General features: G+C 60.2%; 22 protein-coding genes. 17 read left to right on the top strand and 5 right to left on the bottom strand.

The features are described from left to right. Nucleotides 1-248: 248 nt before the first annotated feature. The 15 genes from ACIPL0_RS28765 to nuoN all read left to right on the top strand — a co-directional run bounded on the left by ACIPL0_RS28765 (nt 249) and on the right by nuoN (nt 18,358). The gene (locus ACIPL0_RS28765; protein WP_400602000.1) at nt 249-1,037 is read left to right on the top strand and encodes a secretin N-terminal domain-containing protein; all 789 of its coding nucleotides are present in this window, start codon (nt 249-251) and stop codon (nt 1,035-1,037) included. 563 nt (nt 1,038-1,600) lie between these two features. Beyond that, the gene (gene aceA, locus ACIPL0_RS28770) at nt 1,601-2,926 is read left to right on the top strand and encodes an isocitrate lyase (protein ID WP_093466808.1); all 1,326 of its coding nucleotides are present in this window, start codon (nt 1,601-1,603) and stop codon (nt 2,924-2,926) included. A gap of 486 nt (nt 2,927-3,412) precedes the next feature. Next, a complete protein-coding gene (locus tag ACIPL0_RS28775; protein ID WP_400601998.1) occupies nt 3,413-3,826 on the top strand; it encodes an NADH-quinone oxidoreductase subunit A in 414 nt (137 codons plus the stop codon). Nucleotides 3,827-3,836: 10 nt separating this feature from the next. Further along, on the top strand, nt 3,837-4,511 hold the full coding sequence (locus ACIPL0_RS28780) for a NuoB/complex I 20 kDa subunit family protein (RefSeq protein ID WP_400601996.1): 675 nt from the start codon (nt 3,837-3,839) through the stop codon (nt 4,509-4,511). A 73-nt stretch (nt 4,512-4,584) separates the two neighbouring features. Next, the gene (nuoC, locus tag ACIPL0_RS28785; protein WP_400731749.1) at nt 4,585-6,366 is read left to right on the top strand and encodes an NADH-quinone oxidoreductase subunit C/D; all 1,782 of its coding nucleotides are present in this window, start codon (nt 4,585-4,587) and stop codon (nt 6,364-6,366) included. A 2-nt stretch (nt 6,367-6,368) separates the two neighbouring features. Continuing rightward, complete coding sequence (gene nuoE, locus ACIPL0_RS28790; protein WP_400601992.1) at nt 6,369-6,866, top strand: NADH-quinone oxidoreductase subunit NuoE; 498 nt, start codon at nt 6,369-6,371, stop codon at nt 6,864-6,866. Then, on the top strand, nt 6,863-8,221 hold the full coding sequence (gene nuoF, locus ACIPL0_RS28795) for an NADH-quinone oxidoreductase subunit NuoF (protein ID WP_400601990.1): 1,359 nt from the start codon (nt 6,863-6,865) through the stop codon (nt 8,219-8,221). Before nuoE ends, nuoF begins: the two co-directional genes overlap by 4 nt. 156 nt (nt 8,222-8,377) lie before the next feature. Then, nucleotides 8,378-11,095, top strand: coding sequence for an NADH-quinone oxidoreductase subunit NuoG (nuoG, locus tag ACIPL0_RS28800; protein ID WP_400601988.1), 2,718 nt, complete (start codon nt 8,378-8,380; stop codon nt 11,093-11,095). Next, nucleotides 11,092-12,081: an NADH-quinone oxidoreductase subunit NuoH gene (nuoH, locus tag ACIPL0_RS28805; RefSeq protein ID WP_400601986.1), complete on the top strand. Its 990-nt coding sequence runs from the start codon at nt 11,092-11,094 to the stop codon at nt 12,079-12,081. Before nuoG ends, nuoH begins: the two co-directional genes overlap by 4 nt. A gap of 11 nt (nt 12,082-12,092) precedes the next feature. Further along, entirely contained in the window at nt 12,093-12,641 is a 549-nt protein-coding gene (nuoI, locus tag ACIPL0_RS28810) for an NADH-quinone oxidoreductase subunit NuoI (protein ID WP_400601984.1), read from the top strand. A 9-nt stretch (nt 12,642-12,650) separates the two neighbouring features. Further along, nucleotides 12,651-13,151: an NADH-quinone oxidoreductase subunit J gene (gene nuoJ, locus ACIPL0_RS28815; RefSeq protein ID WP_400601982.1), complete on the top strand. Its 501-nt coding sequence runs from the start codon at nt 12,651-12,653 to the stop codon at nt 13,149-13,151. Between the two features lie 4 nt (nt 13,152-13,155). Further along, nucleotides 13,156-13,464: an NADH-quinone oxidoreductase subunit NuoK gene (nuoK, locus tag ACIPL0_RS28820; protein ID WP_400601980.1), complete on the top strand. Its 309-nt coding sequence runs from the start codon at nt 13,156-13,158 to the stop codon at nt 13,462-13,464. Then, entirely contained in the window at nt 13,461-15,308 is a 1,848-nt protein-coding gene (nuoL, locus tag ACIPL0_RS28825; protein ID WP_400601978.1) for an NADH-quinone oxidoreductase subunit L, read from the top strand. Before nuoK ends, nuoL begins: the two co-directional genes overlap by 4 nt. A gap of 52 nt (nt 15,309-15,360) precedes the next feature. Then, nucleotides 15,361-16,893: an NADH-quinone oxidoreductase subunit M gene (gene nuoM / locus ACIPL0_RS28830; RefSeq protein ID WP_400601976.1), complete on the top strand. Its 1,533-nt coding sequence runs from the start codon at nt 15,361-15,363 to the stop codon at nt 16,891-16,893. Nucleotides 16,894-16,900: 7 nt separating this feature from the next. Then, nucleotides 16,901-18,358, top strand: coding sequence for an NADH-quinone oxidoreductase subunit NuoN (gene nuoN, locus ACIPL0_RS28835; protein ID WP_400601974.1), 1,458 nt, complete (start codon nt 16,901-16,903; stop codon nt 18,356-18,358). A 62-nt stretch (nt 18,359-18,420) separates the two neighbouring features. Here nuoN and ACIPL0_RS28840 read toward each other — a convergent pair whose 3' ends face one another. The 5 genes from ACIPL0_RS28840 to ACIPL0_RS28860 all read right to left on the bottom strand — a co-directional run bounded on the left by ACIPL0_RS28840 (nt 18,421) and on the right by ACIPL0_RS28860 (nt 22,196). Beyond that, nucleotides 18,421-19,485: an AI-2E family transporter gene (locus tag ACIPL0_RS28840; RefSeq protein ID WP_400601972.1), complete on the bottom strand. Its 1,065-nt coding sequence runs from the start codon at nt 19,483-19,485 to the stop codon at nt 18,421-18,423. An 86-nt stretch (nt 19,486-19,571) separates the two neighbouring features. Continuing rightward, nucleotides 19,572-20,894 carry a sensor histidine kinase gene (locus tag ACIPL0_RS28845; RefSeq protein WP_400601970.1) on the bottom strand — a complete coding sequence of 441 codons (1,323 nt, stop codon included), beginning with the start codon at nt 20,892-20,894 and terminating at the stop codon, nt 19,572-19,574. After that, complete coding sequence (locus ACIPL0_RS28850; RefSeq protein WP_400601968.1) at nt 20,891-21,559, bottom strand: response regulator transcription factor; 669 nt, start codon at nt 21,557-21,559, stop codon at nt 20,891-20,893. Before ACIPL0_RS28850 ends, ACIPL0_RS28845 begins: the two co-directional genes overlap by 4 nt. Continuing rightward, a complete protein-coding gene (locus tag ACIPL0_RS28855) occupies nt 21,559-21,888 on the bottom strand; it encodes a PepSY domain-containing protein (RefSeq protein WP_400601966.1) in 330 nt (109 codons plus the stop codon). The genes ACIPL0_RS28850 and ACIPL0_RS28855 overlap by 1 nt, the downstream gene beginning before the upstream one ends. Beyond that, nucleotides 21,888-22,196, bottom strand: coding sequence for a PepSY domain-containing protein (locus ACIPL0_RS28860; RefSeq protein WP_400601964.1), 309 nt, complete (start codon nt 22,194-22,196; stop codon nt 21,888-21,890). The genes ACIPL0_RS28855 and ACIPL0_RS28860 overlap by 1 nt, the downstream gene beginning before the upstream one ends. 166 nt (nt 22,197-22,362) lie before the next feature. Between ACIPL0_RS28860 and ACIPL0_RS28865 the strand changes: the two genes are divergently transcribed. Both ACIPL0_RS28865 and queD read left to right on the top strand, forming a co-directional pair. Then, the gene (locus ACIPL0_RS28865) at nt 22,363-23,445 is read left to right on the top strand and encodes a patatin-like phospholipase family protein (protein ID WP_400601962.1); all 1,083 of its coding nucleotides are present in this window, start codon (nt 22,363-22,365) and stop codon (nt 23,443-23,445) included. Nucleotides 23,446-23,549: 104 nt separating this feature from the next. Then, entirely contained in the window at nt 23,550-23,906 is a 357-nt protein-coding gene (gene queD, locus ACIPL0_RS28870; RefSeq protein ID WP_274136153.1) for a 6-carboxytetrahydropterin synthase QueD, read from the top strand. Nucleotides 23,907-24,069: the final 163 nt, after the last annotated feature.

Consider the following 24,069-nt stretch of genomic DNA (forward strand, 5'->3'; position numbering starts at 1 on the left):
CGCAAACACGGGGCGTTCTGCTGTCTGCAATTCAATTTGGCCCTGCCGGCGCCGACAAACTGGCAAACTCCAGGTTGTGTACGAAAAGTTCTGAGACGAAGGTAGGGCAAGGCGAAAACAGGCGAGGAAGCGGAGTCTGCTGGTTGTAAATGAGCATTCCGAGCCTGTTTTCAACGCCGCACTATCAAGTGTCAGGACATTTCGAACATAACCGTACTTTGATGCGCCCCTTCGCGGAGACCACACCGATGTCGTTACGCACCCTGCTCGCTTCCCTGCTGTTGGCTTGCAGTTTCACGGCAGCCGCCGCTACCGAAGTCATCCCTCTGAATTACCACACCAGCGACGACCTGCTGCCGACCGCCAAGTCGTTTCTGGGCAGCGAAGGCACTGTCAGCGCCTACGGCAACAAGCTGATCGTCAATGCTGACCCCGGCAAGATCAGTGAACTTCGCGACCTGCTGTCGCAACTCGACACAGCGCCCAAACGCCTGTTGATCAGTGTCGACACCAGCGACAACAGCGTTCAGAACGACCAAGGCTACTCGGTCAATGGCACCGTCCGCTCACAGAACGGCCGCGTCACCGCCAACGGCCAGACCCGCATCATCAATTACGGCACGGCCAGCCGCGACGGCGGCGTGCAACAAGTGCAAGCCAACGAAGGCACCCCGGCACTGATCCAGGTCGGCCAGAGCATTCCGATCACCGATGTGCAGACCGACTCCTACGGTTACGCCCAGACCAATACGCAATATCGCAACGTCACTCGCGGGTTTTACGTCACCGCAAGGGTCACCGGCGACAGGGTTCAGCTCGACATCAGCACCAACAACGACCGCCTGAGCCAGCAACGCGCCGACGCGATCAAGGTGCAGAGCACTGACACTCAGGTCAGCGGCCGACTGGGTGAGTGGATCACTCTGGCGGGCGTCAGCGATCAATCCCGTGCCGATGAACAAGGCGTTACCCGCCGCTACTCCACCCAGGGCCGCGACGACATGACCCTGCGAGTCAAGGTCGACAGCCTCGACTGAATCCCACCACTCCTCCTGCAGCAGCCCGGCTCGCCGGCGACAGCAATCTTGCAGGCCCTGCCTGCCAGCCAACCGGACTGCTAGCCGGTCATTTGACGCCCCGAATCCAATAATTATGTAGTGCCGCAAATGGCACTACATCGCGCACAGAAATGTGACCAGCCGGTGCCAGGCCTGACTCGCCGACTCCAACACCCAAGAGCCCTAAACTGACTGATGAGTCGTATTAGACAAAAGATGTAGTGACGCAAAAATATCACTACAAAGTGTTTGACGAAGGAAATAGGCCAAGGCATGATGGCCTCGCTCCCACTGATTCGAGGCTGTGGAAGAAAGCCTCATGATCGTGCTTGAACTTAACGAGTTCGATACGGTTCGCGTCATTTCTGCCCAAAAGGCAACGCTATCGCTTCACTACCGTGACAGCGAGAAAATCCAGGTTTGAGAACACATGCTTTCCGATTCAGTGAGCAGCCTTAAGTGCGCCTTCAAGAAAGCCGGGCGCTGGCGGAGCAAGGAGCTTCACCTCAAGACTCACAAGACCAAGCGACGAGGTTTACCCCATGGCACTGACACGCGAACAACAAATTGCAGCCATCGAGAAAGACTGGGCCGAGAATCCACGCTGGAAAGGCGTGACCCGCACCTACTCCGCTGCTGACGTCGTCCGCCTGCGTGGCTCGATCCAGCCTGAACACACGCTGGCGAAAATGGGCGCTGAAAAGCTCTGGAATCTGGTCACGCAAGGCGCCAAGCCGTCCTTCCGTCCAGACAAGGATTTCGTCAACTGCATGGGCGCCCTGACCGGGGGCCAGGCAGTTCAACAGGTCAAGGCCGGTATCCAGGCCATTTACCTGTCCGGCTGGCAAGTGGCGGCGGACAACAACTCCGCAGAGTCCATGTACCCCGACCAGTCGCTGTACCCGGTGGACTCGGTTCCGACCGTGGTCAAGCGCATCAACAACTCGTTCCGTCGCGCCGACCAGATCCAGTGGAAAGCGGGCAAGAACCCGGGCGATGAAGGCTACATCGACTACTTCGCACCGATCGTGGCCGACGCCGAAGCCGGTTTCGGCGGCGTGCTCAACGCCTACGAGCTGATGAAAAGCATGATCGAAGCTGGTGCGGCCGGCGTGCACTTCGAAGACCAGTTGGCCTCGGTGAAGAAATGCGGTCACATGGGCGGCAAGGTGCTGGTACCGACTCAGGAAGCAGTACAGAAACTGGTCGCCGCTCGCCTGGCAGCAGACGTCGCCGGTGTGCCGACCATCATCCTGGCCCGTACCGACGCCAACGCCGCCGACCTGCTGACTTCGGACTGCGACCCGTACGACAAACCGTTCGTCACCGGCACCCGCACCCCGGAAGGCTTCTATAAAGTGCGCGCCGGTCTGGATCAGGCCATCGCTCGCGGCCTGGCCTACGCGCCGTACGCCGACCTGATCTGGTGCGAAACCGCCAAGCCGGATCTGGACGAAGCCCGTCGCTTCGCCGAGGCGATCAAGAAGGAGTACCCGGACCAGCTGCTGTCGTACAACTGCTCGCCTTCGTTCAACTGGAAGAAGAACCTGGACGACGCAACCATCGCCAAATTCCAGCGCGAGCTGTCGGCAATGGGCTACAAGCATCAGTTCATTACCCTGGCAGGCATCCACAACATGTGGCACAGCATGTTCAACCTGGCGCACGACTACGCCCGCAACGACATGACTGCCTACGTGAAGCTGCAGGAGCAGGAGTTCGCTGACGCCGCCAAGGGCTACACCTTCGTGGCTCACCAGCAGGAAGTGGGCACCGGCTACTTCGACGACATGACTACCGTGATCCAGGGTGGCCAGTCTTCGGTGACCGCACTGACCGGCTCCACGGAAGAAGAACAGTTCCACTGAGTGTCATGCATCAGACAAAGGCCGCCTTCGGGCGGCCTTTTTTGCGTTCAGGGACGGGAAATTCCCTACAAATAAAGTCAACTATTACCTGATAGACACACCGAATCGACGCGCAAAAGTTAATTAGTACACAGCCAATATAAAATTTTCCCGGGAAGCCGCTTTTACACCAACTTCGTCACCGTGCAGTGACACACCCAAAAACGCCACTCAAATGATATTAATTATCATTTAACCCACCCAACTTTCGTTACCGTTTGTGGGAAACATAATTAACAAAATGTGCCGTAATGCCCGTGCGGCGCGGCCTCGCTCACCAAAAGCGTGACTTATCTCATTAATCCTACGAATAAATTTGATGTAGAAAATTTACTTGCCCTACTTTTGCACATAAAATCCCAGCAATTGATCGCACTGCGACATATCGTCACTGCTTCCACCTCTTTCAAGCTCAGAGACCGTTGCTCTCTGTTAAGGACTGCCAGCATGCCCGAATCGACAGGTTTGATTGCCCACAACTGGGGCTTCGCCATTTTCCTTTTGGGCGTCGTCGGCCTGTGCGCCTTCATGCTCGGCCTCTCCAGCCTGCTCGGTTCCAAAGCTTGGGGCCGCAGCAAGAACGAACCGTTCGAATCCGGCATGCTGCCTACTGGCGGCGCCCGTCTGCGTCTCTCGGCAAAATTCTATCTGGTCGCGATGCTGTTCGTGATTTTCGATATCGAAGCCCTCTTTCTGTACGCCTGGTCTGTGTCCGTCCGCGAAAGCGGCTGGACCGGCTTCGCCGAAGCTCTCGTTTTCATAGCAATTCTGTTGGCAGGTCTTGTCTACCTATGGCGTGTAGGGGCGCTCGATTGGGCTCCCGTAGGTCGTCGTAACCGGCAGGCGAAGCTAAAACAATGAGGCTTTGGCAATGCAATACAATCTCACCAGAATCGACCCTGATGCTCCTAACGAGCAGTACCCCATCGGCGAACGGGAGACCGTTTCCGATCCGTTAGAGGATCAGGTCCACAAAAACATCTTCATGGGCAAGCTCTCGGACGTCCTGAGCAATGCTGTCAACTGGGGTCGCAAGAACTCCCTTTGGCCGTATAACTTTGGTCTGTCCTGCTGCTACGTGGAAATGACCACCGCCTTCACGGCGCCCCACGACATCGCGCGCTTCGGCGCCGAAGTCATCCGGGCCTCACCGCGTCAGGCGGACTTCATGGTTGTTGCCGGTACCTGCTTCGTCAAGATGGCACCGATCATCCAGCGTCTCTATGAGCAAATGCTTGAGCCCAAGTGGGTCATCTCCATGGGTTCGTGCGCCAACTCCGGTGGCATGTATGACATCTACTCTGTCGTTCAGGGCGTGGACAAGTTCCTGCCTGTGGATGTCTACGTGCCCGGCTGCCCGCCCCGTCCAGAGGCATTCCTGCAAGGCCTGATGTTGCTGCAGGAGTCCATTGGCCAGGAGCGTCGCCCACTTTCCTGGGTCGTCGGTGATCAGGGCGTGTATCGCGCCGAGATGCCGTCGCAGAAGGAACAGCGCCGCGAACAGCGTATCCAGGTCACAAACCTGCGCAGCCCCGACGAAGTCTGATCCAGTTTTCTTTTACAAAAAGAAGCCTGAACCTGGGTTCATTCTGTACGTTGACCGATAGCGATCGAGACCTATGACTGCAGACACCGCTCTGTACATCCCGCCTTACAAGGCTGACGACCAAGATGTCGTCGTTGAACTACATAACCGTTTTGGCGCCGAAGCATTCACCGCGCAATCCACCGTCACTGGCATGCCAGTGCTGTGGGTTGCCCGTGCGCGACTGTTCGAAGTCCTCACGTTTCTGCGCAATGTATCCAAGCCGTATTCGATGCTGTACGACCTGCACGGCGTGGACGAACGCCTGCGTACCAAGCGCCGTGGCTTGCCGGACGCCGACTTCACCGTGTTCTACCACCTGCTGTCGGTAGAGCGTAATAGTGACGTAATGATCAAGGTCGCCTTGTCCGAGGGCGACCTCAGCGTACCGACCGTCACCAGCATCTGGCCGAACGCCAACTGGTACGAGCGTGAAGTGTGGGACATGTTCGGGATCGATTTCCCGGGCCACCCGCACCTGAGCCGCATCATGATGCCGCCGACCTGGGAAGGTCACCCGCTGCGCAAGGACTATCCTGCCCGCGCCACCGAATTCGACCCGTACAGCCTGACGCTGGCCAAACAGCAACTGGAAGAAGAAGCCGCGCGCTTCCGTCCGGAAGACTGGGGCATGAAGCGTTCCGGCGCCAACGAGGACTACATGTTCCTCAACCTGGGTCCGAACCACCCTTCCGCTCACGGTGCGTTCCGTATCGTCCTGCAACTGGATGGTGAAGAGATCGTCGACTGCGTTCCGGACATCGGCTACCACCACCGTGGTGCCGAGAAGATGGCCGAGCGTCAGTCCTGGCACAGCTTCATTCCGTACACCGACCGTATCGACTACCTCGGCGGGGTGATGAACAACCTGCCGTACGTGCTGTCGGTCGAGAAGCTGGCCGGCATCAAGGTGCCGGAGAAGGTCGACGTCATCCGCATCATGATGGCCGAGTTCTTCCGTATCACCAGCCACCTGCTGTTCCTGGGTACCTACATCCAGGACGTGGGTGCGATGACCCCGGTGTTCTTCACTTTCACCGACCGTCAGCGCGCCTACACCGTGATCGAAGCCATCACCGGTTTCCGTCTGCACCCGGCCTGGTACCGCATCGGTGGCGTCGCCCACGACCTGCCACGCGGCTGGGACAAGCTGGTCAAGGACTTCGTCGAATGGCTGCCCAAGCGCCTGGACGAATACACCAAGGCCGCGCTGCAGAACAGCATCCTCAAGGGTCGTACCATCGGCGTCGCCCAGTACAACACCAAAGAGGCTCTGGCCTGGGGTGTTACCGGTGCCGGTCTGCGTTCTACCGGTTGCGACTTCGACCTGCGCAAGGCTCGCCCTTACTCCGGTTACGAGAACTTCGAATTCGAAGTGCCGCTGGCCCACAACGGCGATGCCTATGACCGCTGCATGGTCCGCGTCGAAGAGATGCGTCAGAGCATCAAAATCATCGACCAGTGCCTGCGCAACATGCCGGAAGGCCCGTACAAGGCGGATCACCCGCTGACCACGCCGCCGCCGAAAGAGCGCACCCTGCAGCACATCGAAACCCTGATCACGCACTTCCTGCTAGTTTCGTGGGGCCCGGTCATGCCGGCCAACGAATCCTTCCAGATGATCGAGGCGACCAAGGGCATCAACAGTTATTACCTGACGAGCGACGGCGGCACCATGAGCTACCGTACCCGGATCCGCACTCCGAGCTACCCGCACCTGCAACAGATCCCTTCGGTGATCAAAGGCAGCATGGTCGCGGACTTGATCGCGTACCTGGGTAGTATCGACTTCGTTATGGCCGACGTGGACCGCTAAGCATGAACAGCACGCTCATCCAGACAGACCGTTTCGCTCTCAGCGAATCCGAGCGCTCGGCCATCGAGCACGAAATGCATCACTACGAGGACCCGCGCGCGGCGTCCATCGAAGCCCTGAAAATCGTCCAGAAAGAACGCGGCTGGGTGCCGGACGGCGCCATCTACGCCATCGGCGAAGTGTTGGGCATTCCTGCCAGCGACGTTGAAGGCGTGGCCACGTTCTACAGCCAGATCTTCCGTCAGCCGGTCGGTCGCCACATCATCCGCGTCTGCAACAGCATGGTCTGCTTCATTGCCGGTCACGAAGACATCGTCAGCGAGATCCAGAGCAAGCTGGGCATCGGCCTGGGCCAGACCACCAGCGACGGCCGCTTCACCCTGCTGCCGGCCTGCTGCCTGGGCAACTGCGACAAGGCACCGGCGGTCATGATCGACGACGACACTTTCGGCAATCTGCAGCCGGCTGGCGTTGCCCAGCTGCTGGAGGGTTACGTATGACCATCACTTCCTTCGGCCCGGCCAACCTGATCAAACGCACACCGGAAACCCATCCGCTGACCTGGCGTCTGCGCGATGACGGTGAACCGGTGTGGTTTGACGAATACGTGGCCAAAGACGGCTACGCCGCTGCACGCAAGGCTTTCGCCCAGCAATCGCCGGACGAAATCGTGCAGTCGGTCAAGGACTCCGGCCTCAAGGGCCGCGGCGGTGCAGGCTTCCCCACTGGCGTGAAGTGGGGCCTGATGCCCAAGGACGAATCCCTCAACATCCGCTACCTGCTGTGCAACGCGGACGAGATGGAACCGAACACCTGGAAAGACCGCATGTTGATGGAGCAACTGCCCCATCTGCTGGTAGAAGGCATGCTGATCAGCGCCCGCGCACTGAAGGCCTACCGTGGCTACATCTTCCTGCGCGGCGAATACGTCACCGCCGCCAAGCACCTGAACCGTGCCGTGGAAGAAGCCAAGGCCGCAGGCCTGCTGGGCAAGAACATCCTCGGCACCGGCTTCGACTTCGAGCTGTTCGTCCACACCGGCGCCGGGCGTTATATCTGCGGTGAAGAAACCGCACTGATCAACTCCCTGGAAGGCCGTCGCGCCAACCCGCGCTCCAAGCCGCCCTTCCCTGCCGCCGTTGGCGTGTGGGGCAAGCCGACGTGCGTGAACAACGTCGAGACCCTGTGCAACGTGCCGGCCATCGTCAACAACGGCAACGACTGGTACAAGTCGCTGGCCCGCGAAGGCAGTGAAGACCACGGCACCAAGCTGATGGGGTTCTCCGGCAAGGTGAAGAACCCGGGCATCTGGGAACTGCCATTCGGTCTGCCGGCGCGCGAGCTGTTCGAAGACTACGCCGGTGGCATGCGCGACGGTTACAAGCTCAAGTGCTGGCAGCCAGGCGGCGCCGGTACCGGCTTCCTCCTGCCTGAACACCTCGACTGCCTGTTCTACGCCGGCGGCGTGGCCAAGGTCGGCACCCGTATGGGTACGGGTCTGGCGATGGCGGTGGATGACAAGGTCAACATGGTTTCGCTGCTGCGCAACATGGAAGAGTTCTTCGCTCAGGAATCGTGCGGCTTCTGCACCCCCTGCCGCGACGGTCTGCCGTGGAGCGTGAAGATGCTGCGCGCCCTCGAAAAAGGCCAGGGCCAACCGGGCGACATCGAGACGCTGCTGGGCTTGGTCAACTTCCTCGGCCCGGGCAAGACCTTCTGTGCCCACGCACCGGGCGCCGTGGAACCTCTGGGCAGCGCGATCAAGTACTTCCGTCCGGAATTCGAAGCCGGCATCGCACCTGCGCGTGCAGGCGGCCTCGTTCCTGGCAAGGCTCCGACTATCGTCGGCGCATAACAATAGACTGACCGGTCGGTTGTCCCGTCAGGGTCGCCGACCTTTGCCCCGGTTGCGCCACTGAACGTCAAACGTCAGCGGCTGTTTGAACCGGAGCAGCACCGAGATTCCATTAGCCACGCCCGCTGACACCGGGCCAACGAAGAACTTTGAACCATGGCTACTATCCACGTAGACGGCAAAGCGCTCGAAGTCGATGGCGCAGACAACCTGTTACAGGCATGTCTGTCGCTGGGCCTCGACATTCCTTATTTCTGCTGGCATCCAGCCCTTGGCAGTGTTGGCGCCTGTCGCCAGTGCGCGGTCAAGCAGTACACCGACGAGAACGACACCCGTGGTCGTATCGTCATGTCCTGCATGACCCCTGCCCAGGACAACACCTGGATCTCCATCGACGACGAAGAGTCCAAGGCGTTCCGCGCCAGCGTCGTCGAATGGCTGATGACCAACCACCCGCACGACTGCCCGGTCTGTGAGGAAGGCGGTCACTGCCACCTGCAGGACATGACCGTGATGACCGGCCACAACGAGCGCCGGTATCGCTTCACCAAACGCACCCACCAGAACCAGGAACTGGGGCCGTTCATCGCTCACGAGATGAACCGCTGCATCGCCTGCTATCGCTGCGTGCGCTTCTACAAGGACTACGCCGGCGGTACCGACCTGGGTGTCTACGGCGCCCACGACAACGTGTACTTCGGTCGCGTTGAAGACGGCACGCTGGAAAGCGAGTTCTCCGGCAACCTCACCGAGGTCTGCCCGACCGGTGTGTTCACCGACAAGACCCACTCCGAGCGCTACAACCGCAAGTGGGACATGCAGTTCTCGCCGAGCATCTGCCACGGCTGCTCCAGCGGCTGCAACATCAGCCCCGGCGAGCGTTATGGCGAAATCCGCCGTATCGAAAACCGCTACAACGGTTCGGTCAACCAGTACTTCCTGTGCGACCGCGGCCGTTTCGGTTATGGCTACGTCAACCGCAAGGACCGTCCACGTCAGCCACTGCTGGCCAACGGCAACGTCAAGCTGAGCCTGGACGACGCCCTGGACAAGGCCGCCGACCTGCTGCGCGGCCGCACCATCGTCGGTATCGGTTCGCCACGCGCCAGCCTGGAAAGCAACTTCGCCCTGCGTGAACTGGTCGGTGCCGAGTACTTCTACTCCGGTATCGAAGCCGGTGAACTGGAGCGTCTGCGCCTGATCGCCCAGGTCCTGAAAGACAGCCCGCTGCCGATCCCGACCCTGCGTGAAGTCGAAGAGCACGACGCCGTGTTCATCCTCGGTGAAGACGTCACCCAGACCGCCGCGCGCATGGCGCTGGGTCTGCGTCAATCGGTGAAGAACAAGGCCGAAGACATGGCCGCTGCGATGAAAGTCCAGCCATGGCTCGACGCCGCAGTGAAGAACATCGCCCAGCACGAGCTGAACCCGCTGTTCATCGCCAGCCTGGCTGAAACCCGTCTGGACGATATCGCCGAAGAGTGTGTACACGCCGCTCCCGACGATCTGGCCCGCATCGGCTTCGCCGTGGCCCACGCCATCGACCCGAGCGCCCCGGCCGTCACCGGCCTGGACAGCGAAGCACTGGAACTGGCGCAACGCATCGCCGATGCGCTGCTGGCCGCCAAGCGTCCGCTGGTCATCTCCGGTGCCTCGCTGGGCTCCAACGCGCTGATCGAAGCCGCCGCCAACATCGCCAAGGCCCTGAAGCTGCGTGACAAGCAAGGCTCGCTGAGCCTGATCGTGCCGGAAGCCAACAGCATGGGTCTGACCCTGTTCGGTGGCGACTCGGTCGACGCCGCCCTGCAACAAGTGATCTCGGGCAAGGCAGACGCCATCGTCGTGCTGGAAAACGATCTGTTTACCCGTGTCGATGCCGCCACTGTCGATGCCGCCCTGAAAGCCGCGAAAGTGGTGATCGTGGCCGACCATCAGAAGACCGCGACCACCGACCGTGCCGACCTGATCCTGCCAGCCGCCAGCTTCGCCGAAGGCGACGGCACCCTGGTCAGCCAGGAAGGCCGCGCCCAGCGCTTCTTCCAGGTCTACGATCCAACCTACCTGGACGCCAGCATCCTGGTTCACGAAGGCTGGCGCTGGCTGCACGCCCTGCGCGCAACCCTGCTGAACAAGCCGGTGGACTGGACCCAACTGGACCACGTCACCGAAGCCTGTGCCGCGAGCAACGCGCAACTGGCCGGTATCGTCGGTGCCGCACCGTCCGCTGCGTTCCGCATCAAGGGTCTGAAACTGGCGCGCGAACCGCTGCGTTACAGCGGTCGCACCGCCATGCGCGCCAACATCAGCGTGCATGAACCACGCACTCCGCAGGACAAGGACTCGGCGTTCTCCTTCTCGATGGAAGGTTACTCGGGCTCTGCCGAACCACGCTCCCAGGTGCCATTCGCCTGGTCGCCGGGCTGGAACTCGCCACAGGCGTGGAACAAGTTCCAGGACGAAGTCGGTGGTCACCTGCGTGCTGGCGACCCGGGCGTACGCCTGATCGAAAGCAGCGGCGACAAGCTGAGCTGGTTCGCCGGCGTACCGCGCGCCTTCTCCCCTGCCCAGGGTACCTGGCAGGTCGTGCCGTTCTTCCACCTGTTCGGCAGCGAGGAAAACTCCTCGAAAGCCGCGCCGGTTCAGGAACGCATCCCGCAAGCCTACGTCGCACTGGCCAAGTCCGAAGCGGATCGCCTGGGCGTCAACGACGGTGCCATGCTCAACGTGACCGTTGCCGGCCAGACCCTGCGTCTGCCGCTGCACATCAGCGAAGAGCTGGGCGCGGGTCTGGTGGCGCTGCCATCGGGTCTGGCCGGCATTCCTCCGGCACTGGCCGGGAAAACCGTTGAAGGTCTGCAGGAGGCAGCACAATGACGTGGTTTACCCCTGAAGTGATCGATTCGATCATCGCAGTCCTCAAGGCCATCGTGGTGCTGCTCGCCGTGGTGGTCTGCGGCGCGCTGCTCAGCTTCGTCGAACGCCGTCTGCTGGGCTGGTGGCAGGACCGTTACGGTCCTAACCGCGTCGGCCCGTTCGGCATGTTCCAGATCGCAGCCGACATGCTGAAGATGTTCTTCAAGGAAGACTGGAACCCGCCTTTCGTCGACCGCATGATCTTCACCCTGGCGCCTGTCGTGGCCATGAGCGCACTGCTGATCTCGTTCTCGATCATCCCGATCACCCAGACCTGGGTGGTCGCCGATCTGAACATCGGCCTGCTGTTCTTCTTCGCCATGGCCGGTCTGTCGGTTTACGCGGTGCTGTTCGCCGGCTGGTCGTCGAACAACAAGTACGCCCTGCTGGGCAGCTTGCGTGCTTCGGCACAGACCGTGTCGTACGAAGTGTTCCTGGGTCTGTCGCTGATGGGCATCATCGTCCAGGTCGGTTCGTTCAACATGGGCGACATCGTGCAGTACCAGGCCGACCACCTGTGGTTCATCATTCCGCAGTTCTTCGGTTTCTGTACCTTCTTCATCGCCGGCGTCGCCGTGACTCACCGTCACCCGTTCGACCAACCGGAAGCGGAGCAGGAACTGGCCGACGGTTACCACATTGAATATGCCGGCATGAAATGGGGCATGTTCTTCGTCGGCGAGTACATCGGCATCGTGCTGATCTCGGCGCTGCTGGTGACCCTGTTCTTCGGCGGCTGGCACGGTCCGTTCAACATCCTGCCTCAGCTGTCCTTCATGTGGTTCGTCCTGAAGACCGCGTTCTTCATCATGCTGTTCATCCTGTTGCGTGCGTCGATTCCTCGTCCACGCTATGACCAGGTGATGGATTTCAGCTGGAAGTTCTGCCTGCCGCTGACCCTGATCAATTTGCTGGTGACCGCTGCGGTCGTCCTGGCGGCTCAGTGAGGATTTGACCCATGTTCAAATATATTGGCGACATCGTTAAGGGTACCGGTACCCAGTTGCGCAGCCTGGTCATGATCTTCGGTCATGGCTTCCGCAAGCGCGACACCCTGCAATACCCGGAAGAACAGGTGTACCTGCCGCCGCGCTACCGCGGCCGCATTGTCCTGACCCGCGACCCCGACGGCGAAGAGCGCTGCGTGGCCTGCAACCTGTGCGCCGTGGCCTGCCCGGTCGGTTGCATCTCGCTGCAGAAAGCCGAGACCGAAGACGGTCGCTGGTACCCGGACTTCTTCCGCATCAACTTCTCGCGTTGCATCTTCTGCGGTCTCTGTGAAGAAGCCTGCCCGACCACCGCAATCCAGCTCACCCCGGATTTCGAGATGGCCGAGTTCAAGCGTCAGGATCTGGTGTACGAGAAGGAAGATCTGCTGATCTCCGGTCCCGGCAAGAACCCTGACTACAACTTCTACCGCGTTGCAGGTATGGCGATCGCTGGCAAGCCGAAAGGCTCTGCACAGAACGAAGCCGAGCCGATCAACGTCAAGAGCTTGCTGCCTTAAGGAAGAAAGATGGAATTCGCTTTCTATTTCGCATCCGGCATCGCTGTTGTGTCCACCCTGCGGGTGATCACCAACACGAACCCGGTGCACGCCCTGCTCTACCTGATCATTTCGCTGATCGCCGTGGCGATGACCTTCTTCAGCCTCGGCGCGCCGTTCGCCGGCGCCCTGGAAGTGATCGCCTACGCTGGCGCCATCATGGTGCTGTTCGTGTTCGTGGTGATGATGCTGAACCTTGGCCCGGCCTCGGTTCAGCAGGAACGCGCCTGGCTCAAGCCCGGTATCTGGCTCGGCCCGATCCTGCTGGGCGGCCTGCTGCTGGCTGAACTGATCTATGTGCTGTTCGCCAACTCCACCGGCGCCGGCATCGGTCACACCACCGTGGACGCCAAGGCCGTCGGTGTCAGCCTGTTCGGTCCGTACCTGCTGGTGGTCGAACTCGCGTCGATGCTGCTGCTCGCGGCAGCTGTGACGGCGTTCCATGTCGGCCGCAACGAGGCAAAGGAGTAACGCCATGAATGCAATTCCCCTCGAACATGGCCTGGCGGTTGCCGGTGTCCTGTTCTGCCTCGGCCTGGCGGGCCTGTTGGTACGCCGCAACATTCTGTTCGTGTTGATGAGCCTGGAAGTGATGATGAACTCTGCCGCACTGGCCTTCGTCGTGGCGGGTAGCCGCTGGGCGCAGCCTGACGGCCAGATCATGTTCATTCTGGTGATCAGCCTTGCGGCTGCCGAGGCCAGTATCGGCCTGGCGATCCTGCTGCAGCTGTACCGCCGCTTCCACACTCTCGATATCGACGCTGCCAGCGAGATGCGCGGATGAACCTACTCTTTCTGACTTTCGTATTCCCTCTGATCGGCTTCCTGCTGCTGTCGTTCTCGCGCGGCAAATGGTCGGAAAACCTGTCCGCCCTCGTCGGCGTCGGCTCCATTGGCCTGTCGGCCATCGTCGCCGCCTACGTGATCTGGCAATTCAACGTCGCACCGCCTGAAGGCGGTCACCTGACCCTGGTGCTGTGGCGCTGGATGTCGGTGGACGGCTTCGATCCGAACTTCGCTCTGTATATCGACGGCCTGTCCGTCACCATGCTGGGCGTCGTGGTCGGGGTCGGCTTCCTGATCCACCTGTTCGCCTCGTGGTACATGCGCGGTGAAGATGGTTACTCGCGCTTCTTCGCCTACACCAACCTGTTCATTGCAAGCATGTTGTTCCTCGTTCTGGGCGACAACCTGCTGTTCATCTACTTCGGTTGGGAAGGCGTGGGCCTGTGCTCGTACCTGTTGATCGGTTTCTATTACAGCAACCGCAACAACGGCAACGCCGCACTGAAAGCCTTTATCGTCACCCGCATCGGCGACGTGTTCATGGCCATCGGCCTGTTCATCCTGTTCCAGCAACTGGGCACGCTGAACATTCAAGAGCTGCTGGTGCGTGCACCGGAGCACTTCAAGGTCGGTGACTTCTGGATCGTGCTGGCCACCCTGATGCTGCTGGGTGGTGCTGTCGGTAAATCCGCACAGCTGCCGCTGCAGACCTGGCTGGCGGACGCGATGGCCGGTCCTACCCCGGTTTCCGCACTGATCCACGCGGCAACCATGGTGACCGCGGGCGTTTACCTGATCGCCCGTACCCACGGCCTGTTCGTCCTGGCGCCAGACATCCTGCACCTGGTCGGCATCGTCGGCGGTGTGACCCTGGTGCTGGCCGGTTTCGCGGCACTGGTGCAGACCGACATCAAACGTATCCTCGCCTACTCGACCATGAGCCAGATCGGCTACATGTTCCTGGCGCTGGGTGTGGGTGCATGGGAAGGCGCGATCTTCCACCTGATGACCCACGCCTTCTTCAAGGCCCTGTTGTTCCTTGCTTCCGGTGCGGTGATCGTTGCCTGCCACCACGAGCAGAACATCTTCAAGATGGGCGGTCTGTGGAAAAAACTGCCACTGGCCTACGCCAGCTTCATCGTCGGCGGCGCGGCCCTCGCGGCCCTGCCACTGCTGACCGCCGGCTTCTACTCCAAGGACGAGATCCTCTGGGAAGCCTTCGCCAGCGGCCACATGAATCTGCTTTACGCAGGTCTGGTCGGCGCGTTCATGACTTCGCTGTACACCTTCCGCCTGATCTTCATCACCTTCCACGGTGAAGCGAAGACCGAAGCTCACGCCGGCCACGGGATTTCCCACTGGCTGCCGCTGAGCGTGCTGATCGTGCTGTCGACCTTCATCGGCGCCTGGATTCATCCGCCACTGGCCGGCGTACTGCCGGAAAGCGCGGGTCATGCCGGCGGCGAAGCCAAGCACAGTCTGGAAATCGCCTCGGGCGCCATCGCTCTGGCCGGTATCCTGCTGGCTGCGCTGCTGTTCCTCGGCAAGCGTCGTCTGGTCACTGCCATCGCCAACAGCGGGCCAGGTCGTTTCCTGTCCGCCTGGTGGTTCGCGGCATGGGGCTTCGACTGGGTTTACGACGTGCTGTTCGTCAAACCTTACCTGGCCATCAGCCGCATTCTGCGTGGCGACCCGCTCGACCACACGATCGGCCTGATCCCTCGCCTGGCCAAGGCCGGCAACGGCCTGATGAGCCGTTCCGAAAACGGCCAGCTGCGCTGGTATGCCGCTTCGATCGCCGCAGGTGCCGTACTGGTACTCGGCGCGATCGTGTTGGTCTGATGAGTCGATCTGACATGAACCTTGCGACTTTGCGAAAGGAATTGAGCCCGTCATGATTCTGCCTTGGCTAATCCTGATCCCCTTTATCGGCGGCCTGCTGTGCTGGCAAGGTGAGCGCTTCGGCCCTACCCTGCCGCGCTGGATTGCGCTGTTGACCATGTCCCTGCTCACGGCCCTGGGCCTGTGGCTGTGGACCACCGGTACTTATAGCTACGCACCGACTCCAGGCGCGGACCCAAGCTGGGCCCTTGAATTCAAGGCCCAGTGGATCCAGCGCTTCGGCATCAGCGTGCATCTGGCACTCGACGGCCTGTCGCTGCTGATGATCCTGCTGACCGGCCTGCTGGGTATCCTCTCGGTACTCTGCTCGTGGAAAGAGATCCAGCGTAACGTCGGATTCTTCCACCTCAACCTGATGTGGATCCTGGGCGGTGTGGTTGGTGTGTTCCTCGCCATCGACCTGTTCATGTTCTTCTTCTTCTGGGAAATGATGCTGGTGCCGATGTACTTCCTCATCGCGCTCTGGGGTCACAGCTCGGCAGACGGCAAGAAAACCCGGATCTACGCAGCGACCAAGTTCTTCATCTTCACTCAGGCCAGCGGCCTGATCATGCTGGTGGCGATCCTGGGTCTGGTGCTGGTGCACTTCAACCAGACCGGTGTCATCACCTTCGGCTACGCCGAACTGCTGAAGACCAAGCTGGCGCCGGGCACCGAGTACATCCTGATGCTGGGCTTCTTCATCGCCTTTGCGGTGAAGCTGCCGATCGTGCCGCTGCACTCCTGGCTGCCTGACGCTCACGCCCAGGCGCCGACTGCAGGTTCCGTGGACCTGGCCGGTATTCTGTTGAAAACCGCTGCCTACGGTCTGCTGCGCTTCGCCCTGCCGCTGTTCCCCAATGCTTCAGCGGAGTTCGCGCCGATCGCCATGGTGCTCGGCCTGATCGGTATCTTCTACGGTGCCTTCCTGGCCTTCGCCCAGACCGACATCAAGCGCCTGATCGCGTTCTCCAGCGTTTCGCACATGGGCTTCGTGCTGATCGGTATCTACTCCGGCAGCCAGCAAGCGCTGCAGGGTGTGGTGGTTCAGATGCTGGCTCACGGTCTGTCGGCTGCGGCACTCTTTATCCTCAGCGGTCAGCTGTACGAGCGCCTGCACACCCGTGACATGCGCGAGATGGGCGGCCTGTGGAACAAGATCGCTTACCTGCCGGCCATCAGCCTGTTCTTCGCAGCCGCCTCTCTGGGTCTGCCAGGTACCGGCAACTTCGTCGGCGAGTTCCTGATCCTGATCGGTACCTTCGTCAGCGCACCATGGATCACCGCCATCGCCACGTCCGGCCTGGTGTTTGGTTCTGTCTACTCGCTGATCATGATCCACCGCGCCTACTTCGGCCCTGCCAAGACCGAAGAGATTCTCAAAGGCATGGATGGACGGGAATTGATCATGGTGCTGGGCCTGGCCGTGTTGCTGGTGCTGCTGGGTATCTATCCGCAGCCGGTTCTCGACACTTCCTCGGCGACCATGCATGGCGTGCAGCAATGGCTCGGCACCGCCTTCACTCAACTCGCTTCGGCCCGGTAAGAGCGCTATGGACCTGACGATTCAACACTTTATTGCGCTGGCGCCGCTGCTGATCACCAGCATCACCATTGTGGTGGTGATGCTGGGCATCGCATGGCGTCGCAACCACTCGCAATCGTTCCTGCTGACCGTGGCGGGACTCAACCTGGCTTTGCTGTCGATCTACCCGGCTCTCAAGGTCGCTCCACTGGTGGTCACGCCGCTGTTGCAGATCGACAGCTTCGCCTGCCTGTACATGGCGATCATCCTGGTAGCGACCCTGGCGTGCGTCACCCTGTCCCACGCCTACCTGGGTGAAGGCAAGGCGGGCTATCCGGGCAACCGCGAAGAACTGTACCTGCTGATCCTGATGGCCGCTGCCGGCGGCCTGGTGCTGGTCGCGGCGCAACACCTGGCGGGCCTGTTCATCGGTCTGGAACTGCTCTCGGTACCGGTCTACGGTCTGGTCGCTTACGCCTTCTTCAACAAGCGTTCGCTGGAAGCCGGCATCAAGTACATGGTGCTGTCGGCCGCCGGTTCCGCGTTCCTGCTGTTCGGTATGGCCCTGCTGTACGCCGAAGCCGGCAGCCTGAGCTTCAGCGAGATCGGCAAGGCCATCGCGGCTACCGGCCTGCCAAGCCCGATTGCCAGCCTGGGTCTGGGCATGATGGTGATCGGTCTGGGCTTCAAGCTGTCGCTGGTGCCGTTCCACCTGTGGACACCGGACGTGTACGAAGGCGCCCCTGCTCCGGTGGCGGCGTTCCTCGCCACCGCCAGTAAGGTTGCGGTGTTCGGCGTGCTGGTTCGCCTGTTCCAGATCTCGCCGGCAGCGAGCAGCGGTGTGTTGAGCGACGTTCTGTCGGTCATCGCCGTGGCCTCGATCCTGATCGGTAACCTGCTGGCCCTGACCCAGAACAACCTCAAGCGTCTGCTGGGTTACTCGTCCATCGCGCACTTCGGTTACCTGATGATCGCGATGGTCGCCAGCAAGGGCCTGGCGGTCGAAGCCATCAGCGTTTATCTGGTGACTTACGTGCTGACCAGCCTGGGTGCGTTCGGTGTGATCACCTTGATGTCGTCGCCGTACAGCGGCCGCGATGCTGATGCGATGTTCGAATACCGTGGTCTGTTCTGGCGTCGTCCGTACCTGACCGCCGTACTGACCGTGATGATGCTGTCGCTGGCCGGTATTCCGCTGACCACCGGCTTCATCGGCAAGTTCTACATCATCGCCACCGGCGTCGAAGCCCATCTGTGGTGGCTGACCGGTTCGCTGGTCGTGGGTAGCGCCATCGGCGTGTTCTACTACCTGCGTGTGATGGTCACCCTGTATCTGCAAGACTCGAAGATCCAGCGTCACGATGCCCCGTTCAACTGGGCGCAGCGTGCAGGCGGCGTCATGCTGCTGGCAATCACCCTGCTGGCGTTCTTCCTCGGTGTCTACCCGCAGCCGCTGCTGACCCTGGTTCAGCACGCCGGCCTGTAAGGTCCGCCGAAACACAAAAAACCCTGCTTTCGAGCAGGGTTTTTTATTGCCGACAATCCGCCCTACCCCGGCAGCCTGACCGTTCTTTTGGTACTGCCAAACAGGCCCCAGGTCGACATGAACAGTGCCGCAATCATCGGTCCGATCACGAAACCGTTGAGCCCGAACACCGCCATTCCGCCCAGCGTCGAGATCAGAATCAGATAGTCCGGCATGCGGGTGTCCTTGCCCACCAGAATCGGTCGCAGCAGGTTGTCTACCAGACCGATCACGAATACGCCAAACAGGCCGAGCACAACGCCTTGCCAGAGCATGCCGCTGAGCAGGAAGTACGCCGCCACCGGCGCCCAGACGATCCCCGCCCCTACCGCCGGCAACAGCGACAAGAACGCCATCAACACCGCCCACAGCAGCGCGCTGGGGATATCCAGCACCCAGAAGATGAAACCGCCCAGCGCGCCTTGGGTCACAGCCACGACGACGTTACCTTTGACTGTCGCCCTGACCACCCGGGTGAATTTCAGCTGCAAACGGCGCTTCTGCGGTTCAGCCAAGGGAATAGCGATGCGGATCCTGCGGGTGAGCTCCTGACCGTCGCGCAAGAAGAAAAACAGCAGATACAGCATGATGAAGAAGCTGACGATGAAGTCGAACGTGCCTTGGCCAAAGCTGAAGGCCTGTGTCGCCAGATACTGACTGCCTTGCATGGCGCCCTTGGCGATCTTGTCCTGTAGACCGTTGAAGTCACCGACGCCCAGCCGGTCAAGCCAATGCTGCAGCAAATGCGGCAGCAGAGATTTGAATTGCGTCAGATAGCGGGCAACATCGAGCTGGCCGCTTTCAACGTTCTTGTACAGTGCGGCCCCTTCCTGAACCATCAACAGGCTGATGATGATCACCGGCAGGATCGCGATCATCAGGCATACCAAGAGCGTGCACAGCGAGGTGAGGTTGCGCTGCCAGCCAAAGCGCGCCAGAAGGCGGCGTTGCAGCGGCGCAAAAATGATCCCGAGAATCACCGCCCAGAACACCGCACCGTAGAACGGCAGCAAAATCCAGATGAACGCCAGGGTCACCAGGATCAGCAGCACCATCAGGGTTTTGTTTTGCAGAGTGGATTCGTTCATGTTCCGTCCCGATCACCCGGCCACGCAAAGCGCATGACCTAATGATTAGTCCGTTGAACATGGCAGGAGTGCCACCGCCACCTGACTTACGGGACGATGCGTTCAGGCAGCTCGATCACCACCTGCAAGCCGCCCGATGGGCTGTCTGACAGCCGGATCTCACCGGCCCACGACGCGATGATGTCCTTGACGATGCCCAACCCAAGGCCATGCCCGTGAACCTGCTCATCCAGCCGGTTACCGCGGGCCAATACGTCCTCCCGCTGCGCCTCGGGAATGCCCGGGCCATCGTCATCGATCAGCAACCGATAACCCTGAGGGACTTGCCCGATCGTCAGGCGCACCTCACTGTCCGCCCACTTGCAGGCGTTATCCAGCAGATTGCCCAGCAGTTCGAGCACGTCTTCCCGGTCCCACGGCAACGTCAATTCCGGTGGCGCCTGCCAGGACAGCGCCAGATGCTCGCCATGGATCATTTTCAGCGTGGAGAACAGGCCCGGCAGCTCGGCATCACAGTCGAAACGTGCGCCGGGCAAGGCATCGCCGGACAAGCGAGCACGATTCAGCTCGCGCTCCAGCCGTTGTTGAATCTGCTGCAACTGATCGCGCAGGGTGGCCTGTATCTGCGGGTGCTGATCCAGCCTTTCACTCTCAGCCAAGCTGATCAGCACCGCCAATGGCGTCTTCAGGGCGTGGCCCAGATTACCCAAGGCATTGCGGGAGCGCTTCAGGCTGTCTTCGGTGTGGGCCAACAAATGGTTGATCTGTGCCACCAGAGGTTCAAGCTCAACCGGAACCTGATTGTCCAGTTGCGAGCGTTGTCCTTGCTGCAGTTGCAAAATCTGCTCACGGGCCTTGTCCAGTGGGCGTAGTGCACGCCGCACGGTGACCCGCTGCAGAATCAGGATCAGCACCAGCGCAGCCAGTCCGAGCCCCAGGCCTATACGCTGGACGAGGACAAAACTGGCGTTGACCGGCGTGTAATCCTGCGCGACGGTGATGGAAATTTTCTGGCCGAACTTACGGTAATCCGTGTGCAGCAACAGCAGTGACTGATTGCTCTTCTCCAATTCGAGATTGGCATGCAACCCTGGTTGCTCGGGCTGCGGCAATTCAAGGTCCCACAGCGAGCGCGAGCGCCAGTGTCCGCCATCGAAGTCGATGCGGAAGTAATGCCCGGAATAGGGTCGTTGATAGCCCGGAGAAAGTCGGTGCTCGTCCAGTTGCAGGCCGTTGGGGCCGCGCACCAGTGCCACCAGCAGCAGCTCGCTGTCGTTGCGCAGACCCGACTCCAGGTAGCGCTGTAATCCCACTTCGAAGAGCCATAGACTGACTTGCGCCAGAACCAGCCCGATGATCAGCAGTACGCTGATCAAACCAAGGCTCAAACGACGCTGAATCGACCTCACCCGCCCGCTCCGCCAAACCGGTAGCCCTGACCGCGGCGGGTTTCGATGGCCTCGCGGCCCAGTTTGCGGCGCAAGTGATTGACGTGAACTTCGATCACGTTGGAATCGCGTTCGTTCTCACCATCATACAAATGCTCTGCAAGGTGGCTTTTGGACAGGATCTGCTCAGGGTGGAGCATGAAATAGCGCAACAGTCGAAACTCTGCCGACGTCAGCTGAATGTCCTGCCCGTCACGGATGACGCACTGCCGTCCTTCGTCCAGATGCAGACCGGCAGCCTCCAGCGTGGGCTGATTGGCCAGCCCTCGAGCCCGGCGCAACAGCCCCTGGATGCGTAACTGCAACTCTTCCGGATGAAACGGTTTGGTCAGGTAATCGTCGGCACCAACTTTCAGCCCCTCGATCCGTTCGGCCCAGGAGCCCCGCGCCGTCAGCACCAGTACCGGAGTAGACAAGCCATCGGCGCGCCACTTTTGCAATACTTCAAGCCCGGGAATCCCCGGTAGCCCCAGGTCCAGCACGATCAGGTCGTAGGGCTCGCAGGCGCCCTGATGAATCGCATCCCTGCCATCGGCCAGCCAGTCGACGGCGTAACCCTGACGACCCAGTGTCGCCATCAGTTCGTCGGCCAGCGGGACGTGATCTTCTACCAATAACAAACGCATCAATCATCTTCCTTGTCTTGCAGCAGACGGCTGTCTCGCGCATCGAATTTCAGCTCTCTGACTACCTGATCGGCAGTCAGCAGCTCGATCTCATAAACCAGCACGTCATGTTTCTCCTCCAGCTCCGCTTCCAGAAGCTTTGAGCCCGGATAACGCCCCAGTGCCTGGGTGATCAGTTGCTCCAGGGGCAGAATAACGCCCTGGCGCCGCAACTCGAGCGCTTCGTCCTGATTCAGATCCCGAGCCTGCGCCGCTGCGCAGGCCAGAAGAATGCAGGCTGCGATAACACCGGGGGCAATGCGTTCACCGGGGCGTTTATTGGCGATCATCAGGTGTCCTGGTGGTCTTTGAGTATCTGACCGTTGACCGCGTCGACTTCAACGTCCCATTCGACACCTTTGGCGTCGCGCAGCTCGATCTGATAAACATATTTGCCATAGTGTTCTTCCAGTTCAGTGTCGGTAATGCTGGCCTCAGGGTGTTTGGCCAGCGCCACCGCATTGAGTTTTTCGAAAGACTGAATAGTACCCGCATCCCGCAGCCTGAGCGCTTCATCCGGGCCAAGGTCCTTGGCCTGAACGTAACCAGCGGTGACAGCGATGGCAGAAGCAGCAAAAAAGGCAGTCAGGGTTTTCATGTTGAATCTCCGTAGTCGTGACGATGTTTACGGGTCCCACAATAAACACCCGAACTTAATTGAAGCTGAATTTATCTGGCTAGATGCCATCACCCAATGAATCAGCAAGCTGCGTTGGCGATATCCCGGCAGGTATAATCGCGAGCCTGTTCAAAACGGGGTGCCCATGAGCGCCATCAAGATCAAGTCCGCAGCACTGACCATAAAAGCCGGAAAGCGCGCACTGGCTCGCATCCGTGAACACGGCCTGGTGCCCGCAGACGTCGGTACGATTCCCGGCGCTGCCGGCGGTCCCAAAGCCTTGGGCATTCAGGGGCTTGACCTGGCACTGTTCGGCGAATGGCTGCCGAGAGCGCCCCGTGAACGCTCGTTGATCGGCGCTTCGATTGGCTCGTGGCGTTTCGCGAGTGCATGCTTGCCCGACCCGGTCGCAGGGTTGGTGTTGCTTGGGCGTCTGTACAACGAGCAGAGCTTCGCCAAAGGCGTGACCATGGCGGAAGTCAGTCGTAGCTGTGAGAAGATGCTCGACGGCCTCCTTCAGGGCCGTGATGCCAGCGTGCTGAATAATCCGCACTATCGGCTGAACATCATGATCGTCAAAAGCCATGGGTTGCTGGCACAGGACCATCGAGGAGGCTTGGGGCTCGGACTTTCCTCCGTGATCGCCAACAACCTGTTGGGTCGCTCCCGTTTGTCCCGCCATTTTGAGCGGTTGATCATGCACGACGCACGCCTTGCCCCTCCCCTCTTGGCGCTGACCGACTTTCCGTCACGCTGCCTGCATCTGCAAACCGGCAACCTGCGGCAGGCATTGTTGGCGTCGGGCTCCATACCCATGGTGATGCGAGGCGTGATAGATATCCCGGGAGCCGGTGCAGGCACGTTCCGCGACGGTGGACTGCTGGATTACCATCTGGATCTTCCCTACAGCGGCAGCGACATCGTCTTGTACCCCCACTTCACGGACAAGATCATCCCTGGCTGGTTTGACAAGGCTCTGCCTTGGCGGCGAGGTGATCAGGAACGTCTGCAAGATGTGGTGCTTCTGGCTCCGTCTCGCGACTATCTGGCGAGTCTGCCGTTTGGAAAACTGCCGGATCGAAGCGACTTCAAACGGTTCATGGGCCGGGACAAGGAACGCCAGCAATATTGGCGTACGGCGATGGACAGCAGCCGCAGGATGGGGGACGAATTCATTGAACTGGTCGACAGCGGCCGTTTCGCTGAACGGTTGCAGCCACTGACTTAACCATCTGGTCAGGTTCTGTTTGTCCGCTGACAAACCATTACTGGTAAACTCGCCGTCTGTTTTCATCGCCTTGGCGATCGCCACCCATTAAGGCTCACAATACTGTGGAAATCTTCAAAGAATTTACCTTCGAATCAGCTCACCGGCTTCCTCACGTTCCAGAGGGCCATAAGTGCGGCCGCTTGCACGGTCACTCGTTCCGGGTGGCGATTTATCTGCAGGGCGAACCTGACCCACACACCGGCTGGATTCGTGACTTTTCGGAGATCAAGACGATCTTCAAGCCGCTTTACGAACGTCTGGACCATAACTACCTGAACGACATTCCTGGCCTGGAAAATCCGACCAGTGAAGTGCTGGTCAAATGGATCTGGAATGAGCTGAAGCCGCTGCTGCCCGAGCTGTCAGCCATTCGCATTCATGAGACCTGCACCAGTGGCTGTGTCTATCGCGGAGAGTAATAGGCAAGCGTTATCGACAAGCCACCTTCGGGTGGCTTTTTTGCGGGCATGTATTTTAACTGAACGCGGAAAAGACAAAACCCCGTCTGCTTACGCAAACGGGGTTCTGCAATTTAATCTTGACGATGACCTACTCTCACATGGGGAAACCCCACACTACCAT

Origin of the sequence: Pseudomonas sp. NPDC090208, from assembly GCF_044746785.1 — a bacterium.
Classification (GTDB): domain Bacteria; phylum Pseudomonadota; class Gammaproteobacteria; order Pseudomonadales; family Pseudomonadaceae; genus Aquipseudomonas.

Bases quoted from the DNA above. Each gene is read 5' to 3' on its own strand.
- nuoC (WP_400731749.1), top strand. From the start codon at position 4,585: ATGACTGCAGACACCGCTCTGTACATCCCGCCTTACAAGGCTGACGAC.
- nuoI (WP_400601984.1), top strand. From the start codon at position 12,093: ATGTTCAAATATATTGGCGACATCGTTAAGGGTACCGGTACCCAGTTG.
- ACIPL0_RS28775 (WP_400601998.1), top strand. From the start codon at position 3,413: ATGCCCGAATCGACAGGTTTGATTGCCCACAACTGGGGCTTCGCCATT.
- nuoJ (WP_400601982.1), top strand. From the start codon at position 12,651: ATGGAATTCGCTTTCTATTTCGCATCCGGCATCGCTGTTGTGTCCACC.
- ACIPL0_RS28840 (WP_400601972.1), bottom strand. From the start codon at position 19,485: ATGAACGAATCCACTCTGCAAAACAAAACCCTGATGGTGCTGCTGATC.
- nuoF (WP_400601990.1), top strand. From the start codon at position 6,863: ATGACCATCACTTCCTTCGGCCCGGCCAACCTGATCAAACGCACACCG.
- nuoG (WP_400601988.1), top strand. From the start codon at position 8,378: ATGGCTACTATCCACGTAGACGGCAAAGCGCTCGAAGTCGATGGCGCA.
- ACIPL0_RS28765 (WP_400602000.1), top strand. From the start codon at position 249: ATGTCGTTACGCACCCTGCTCGCTTCCCTGCTGTTGGCTTGCAGTTTC.
- nuoL (WP_400601978.1), top strand. From the start codon at position 13,461: ATGAACCTACTCTTTCTGACTTTCGTATTCCCTCTGATCGGCTTCCTG.
- ACIPL0_RS28865 (WP_400601962.1), top strand. From the start codon at position 22,363: ATGAGCGCCATCAAGATCAAGTCCGCAGCACTGACCATAAAAGCCGGA.
- nuoM (WP_400601976.1), top strand. From the start codon at position 15,361: ATGATTCTGCCTTGGCTAATCCTGATCCCCTTTATCGGCGGCCTGCTG.
- ACIPL0_RS28860 (WP_400601964.1), bottom strand. From the start codon at position 22,196: ATGAAAACCCTGACTGCCTTTTTTGCTGCTTCTGCCATCGCTGTCACC.
- ACIPL0_RS28855 (WP_400601966.1), bottom strand. From the start codon at position 21,888: ATGATCGCCAATAAACGCCCCGGTGAACGCATTGCCCCCGGTGTTATC.
- aceA (WP_093466808.1), top strand. From the start codon at position 1,601: ATGGCACTGACACGCGAACAACAAATTGCAGCCATCGAGAAAGACTGG.
- nuoK (WP_400601980.1), top strand. From the start codon at position 13,156: ATGAATGCAATTCCCCTCGAACATGGCCTGGCGGTTGCCGGTGTCCTG.
- ACIPL0_RS28780 (WP_400601996.1), top strand. From the start codon at position 3,837: ATGCAATACAATCTCACCAGAATCGACCCTGATGCTCCTAACGAGCAG.
- nuoE (WP_400601992.1), top strand. From the start codon at position 6,369: ATGAACAGCACGCTCATCCAGACAGACCGTTTCGCTCTCAGCGAATCC.
- nuoH (WP_400601986.1), top strand. From the start codon at position 11,092: ATGACGTGGTTTACCCCTGAAGTGATCGATTCGATCATCGCAGTCCTC.
- nuoN (WP_400601974.1), top strand. From the start codon at position 16,901: ATGGACCTGACGATTCAACACTTTATTGCGCTGGCGCCGCTGCTGATC.
- ACIPL0_RS28850 (WP_400601968.1), bottom strand. From the start codon at position 21,559: ATGCGTTTGTTATTGGTAGAAGATCACGTCCCGCTGGCCGACGAACTG.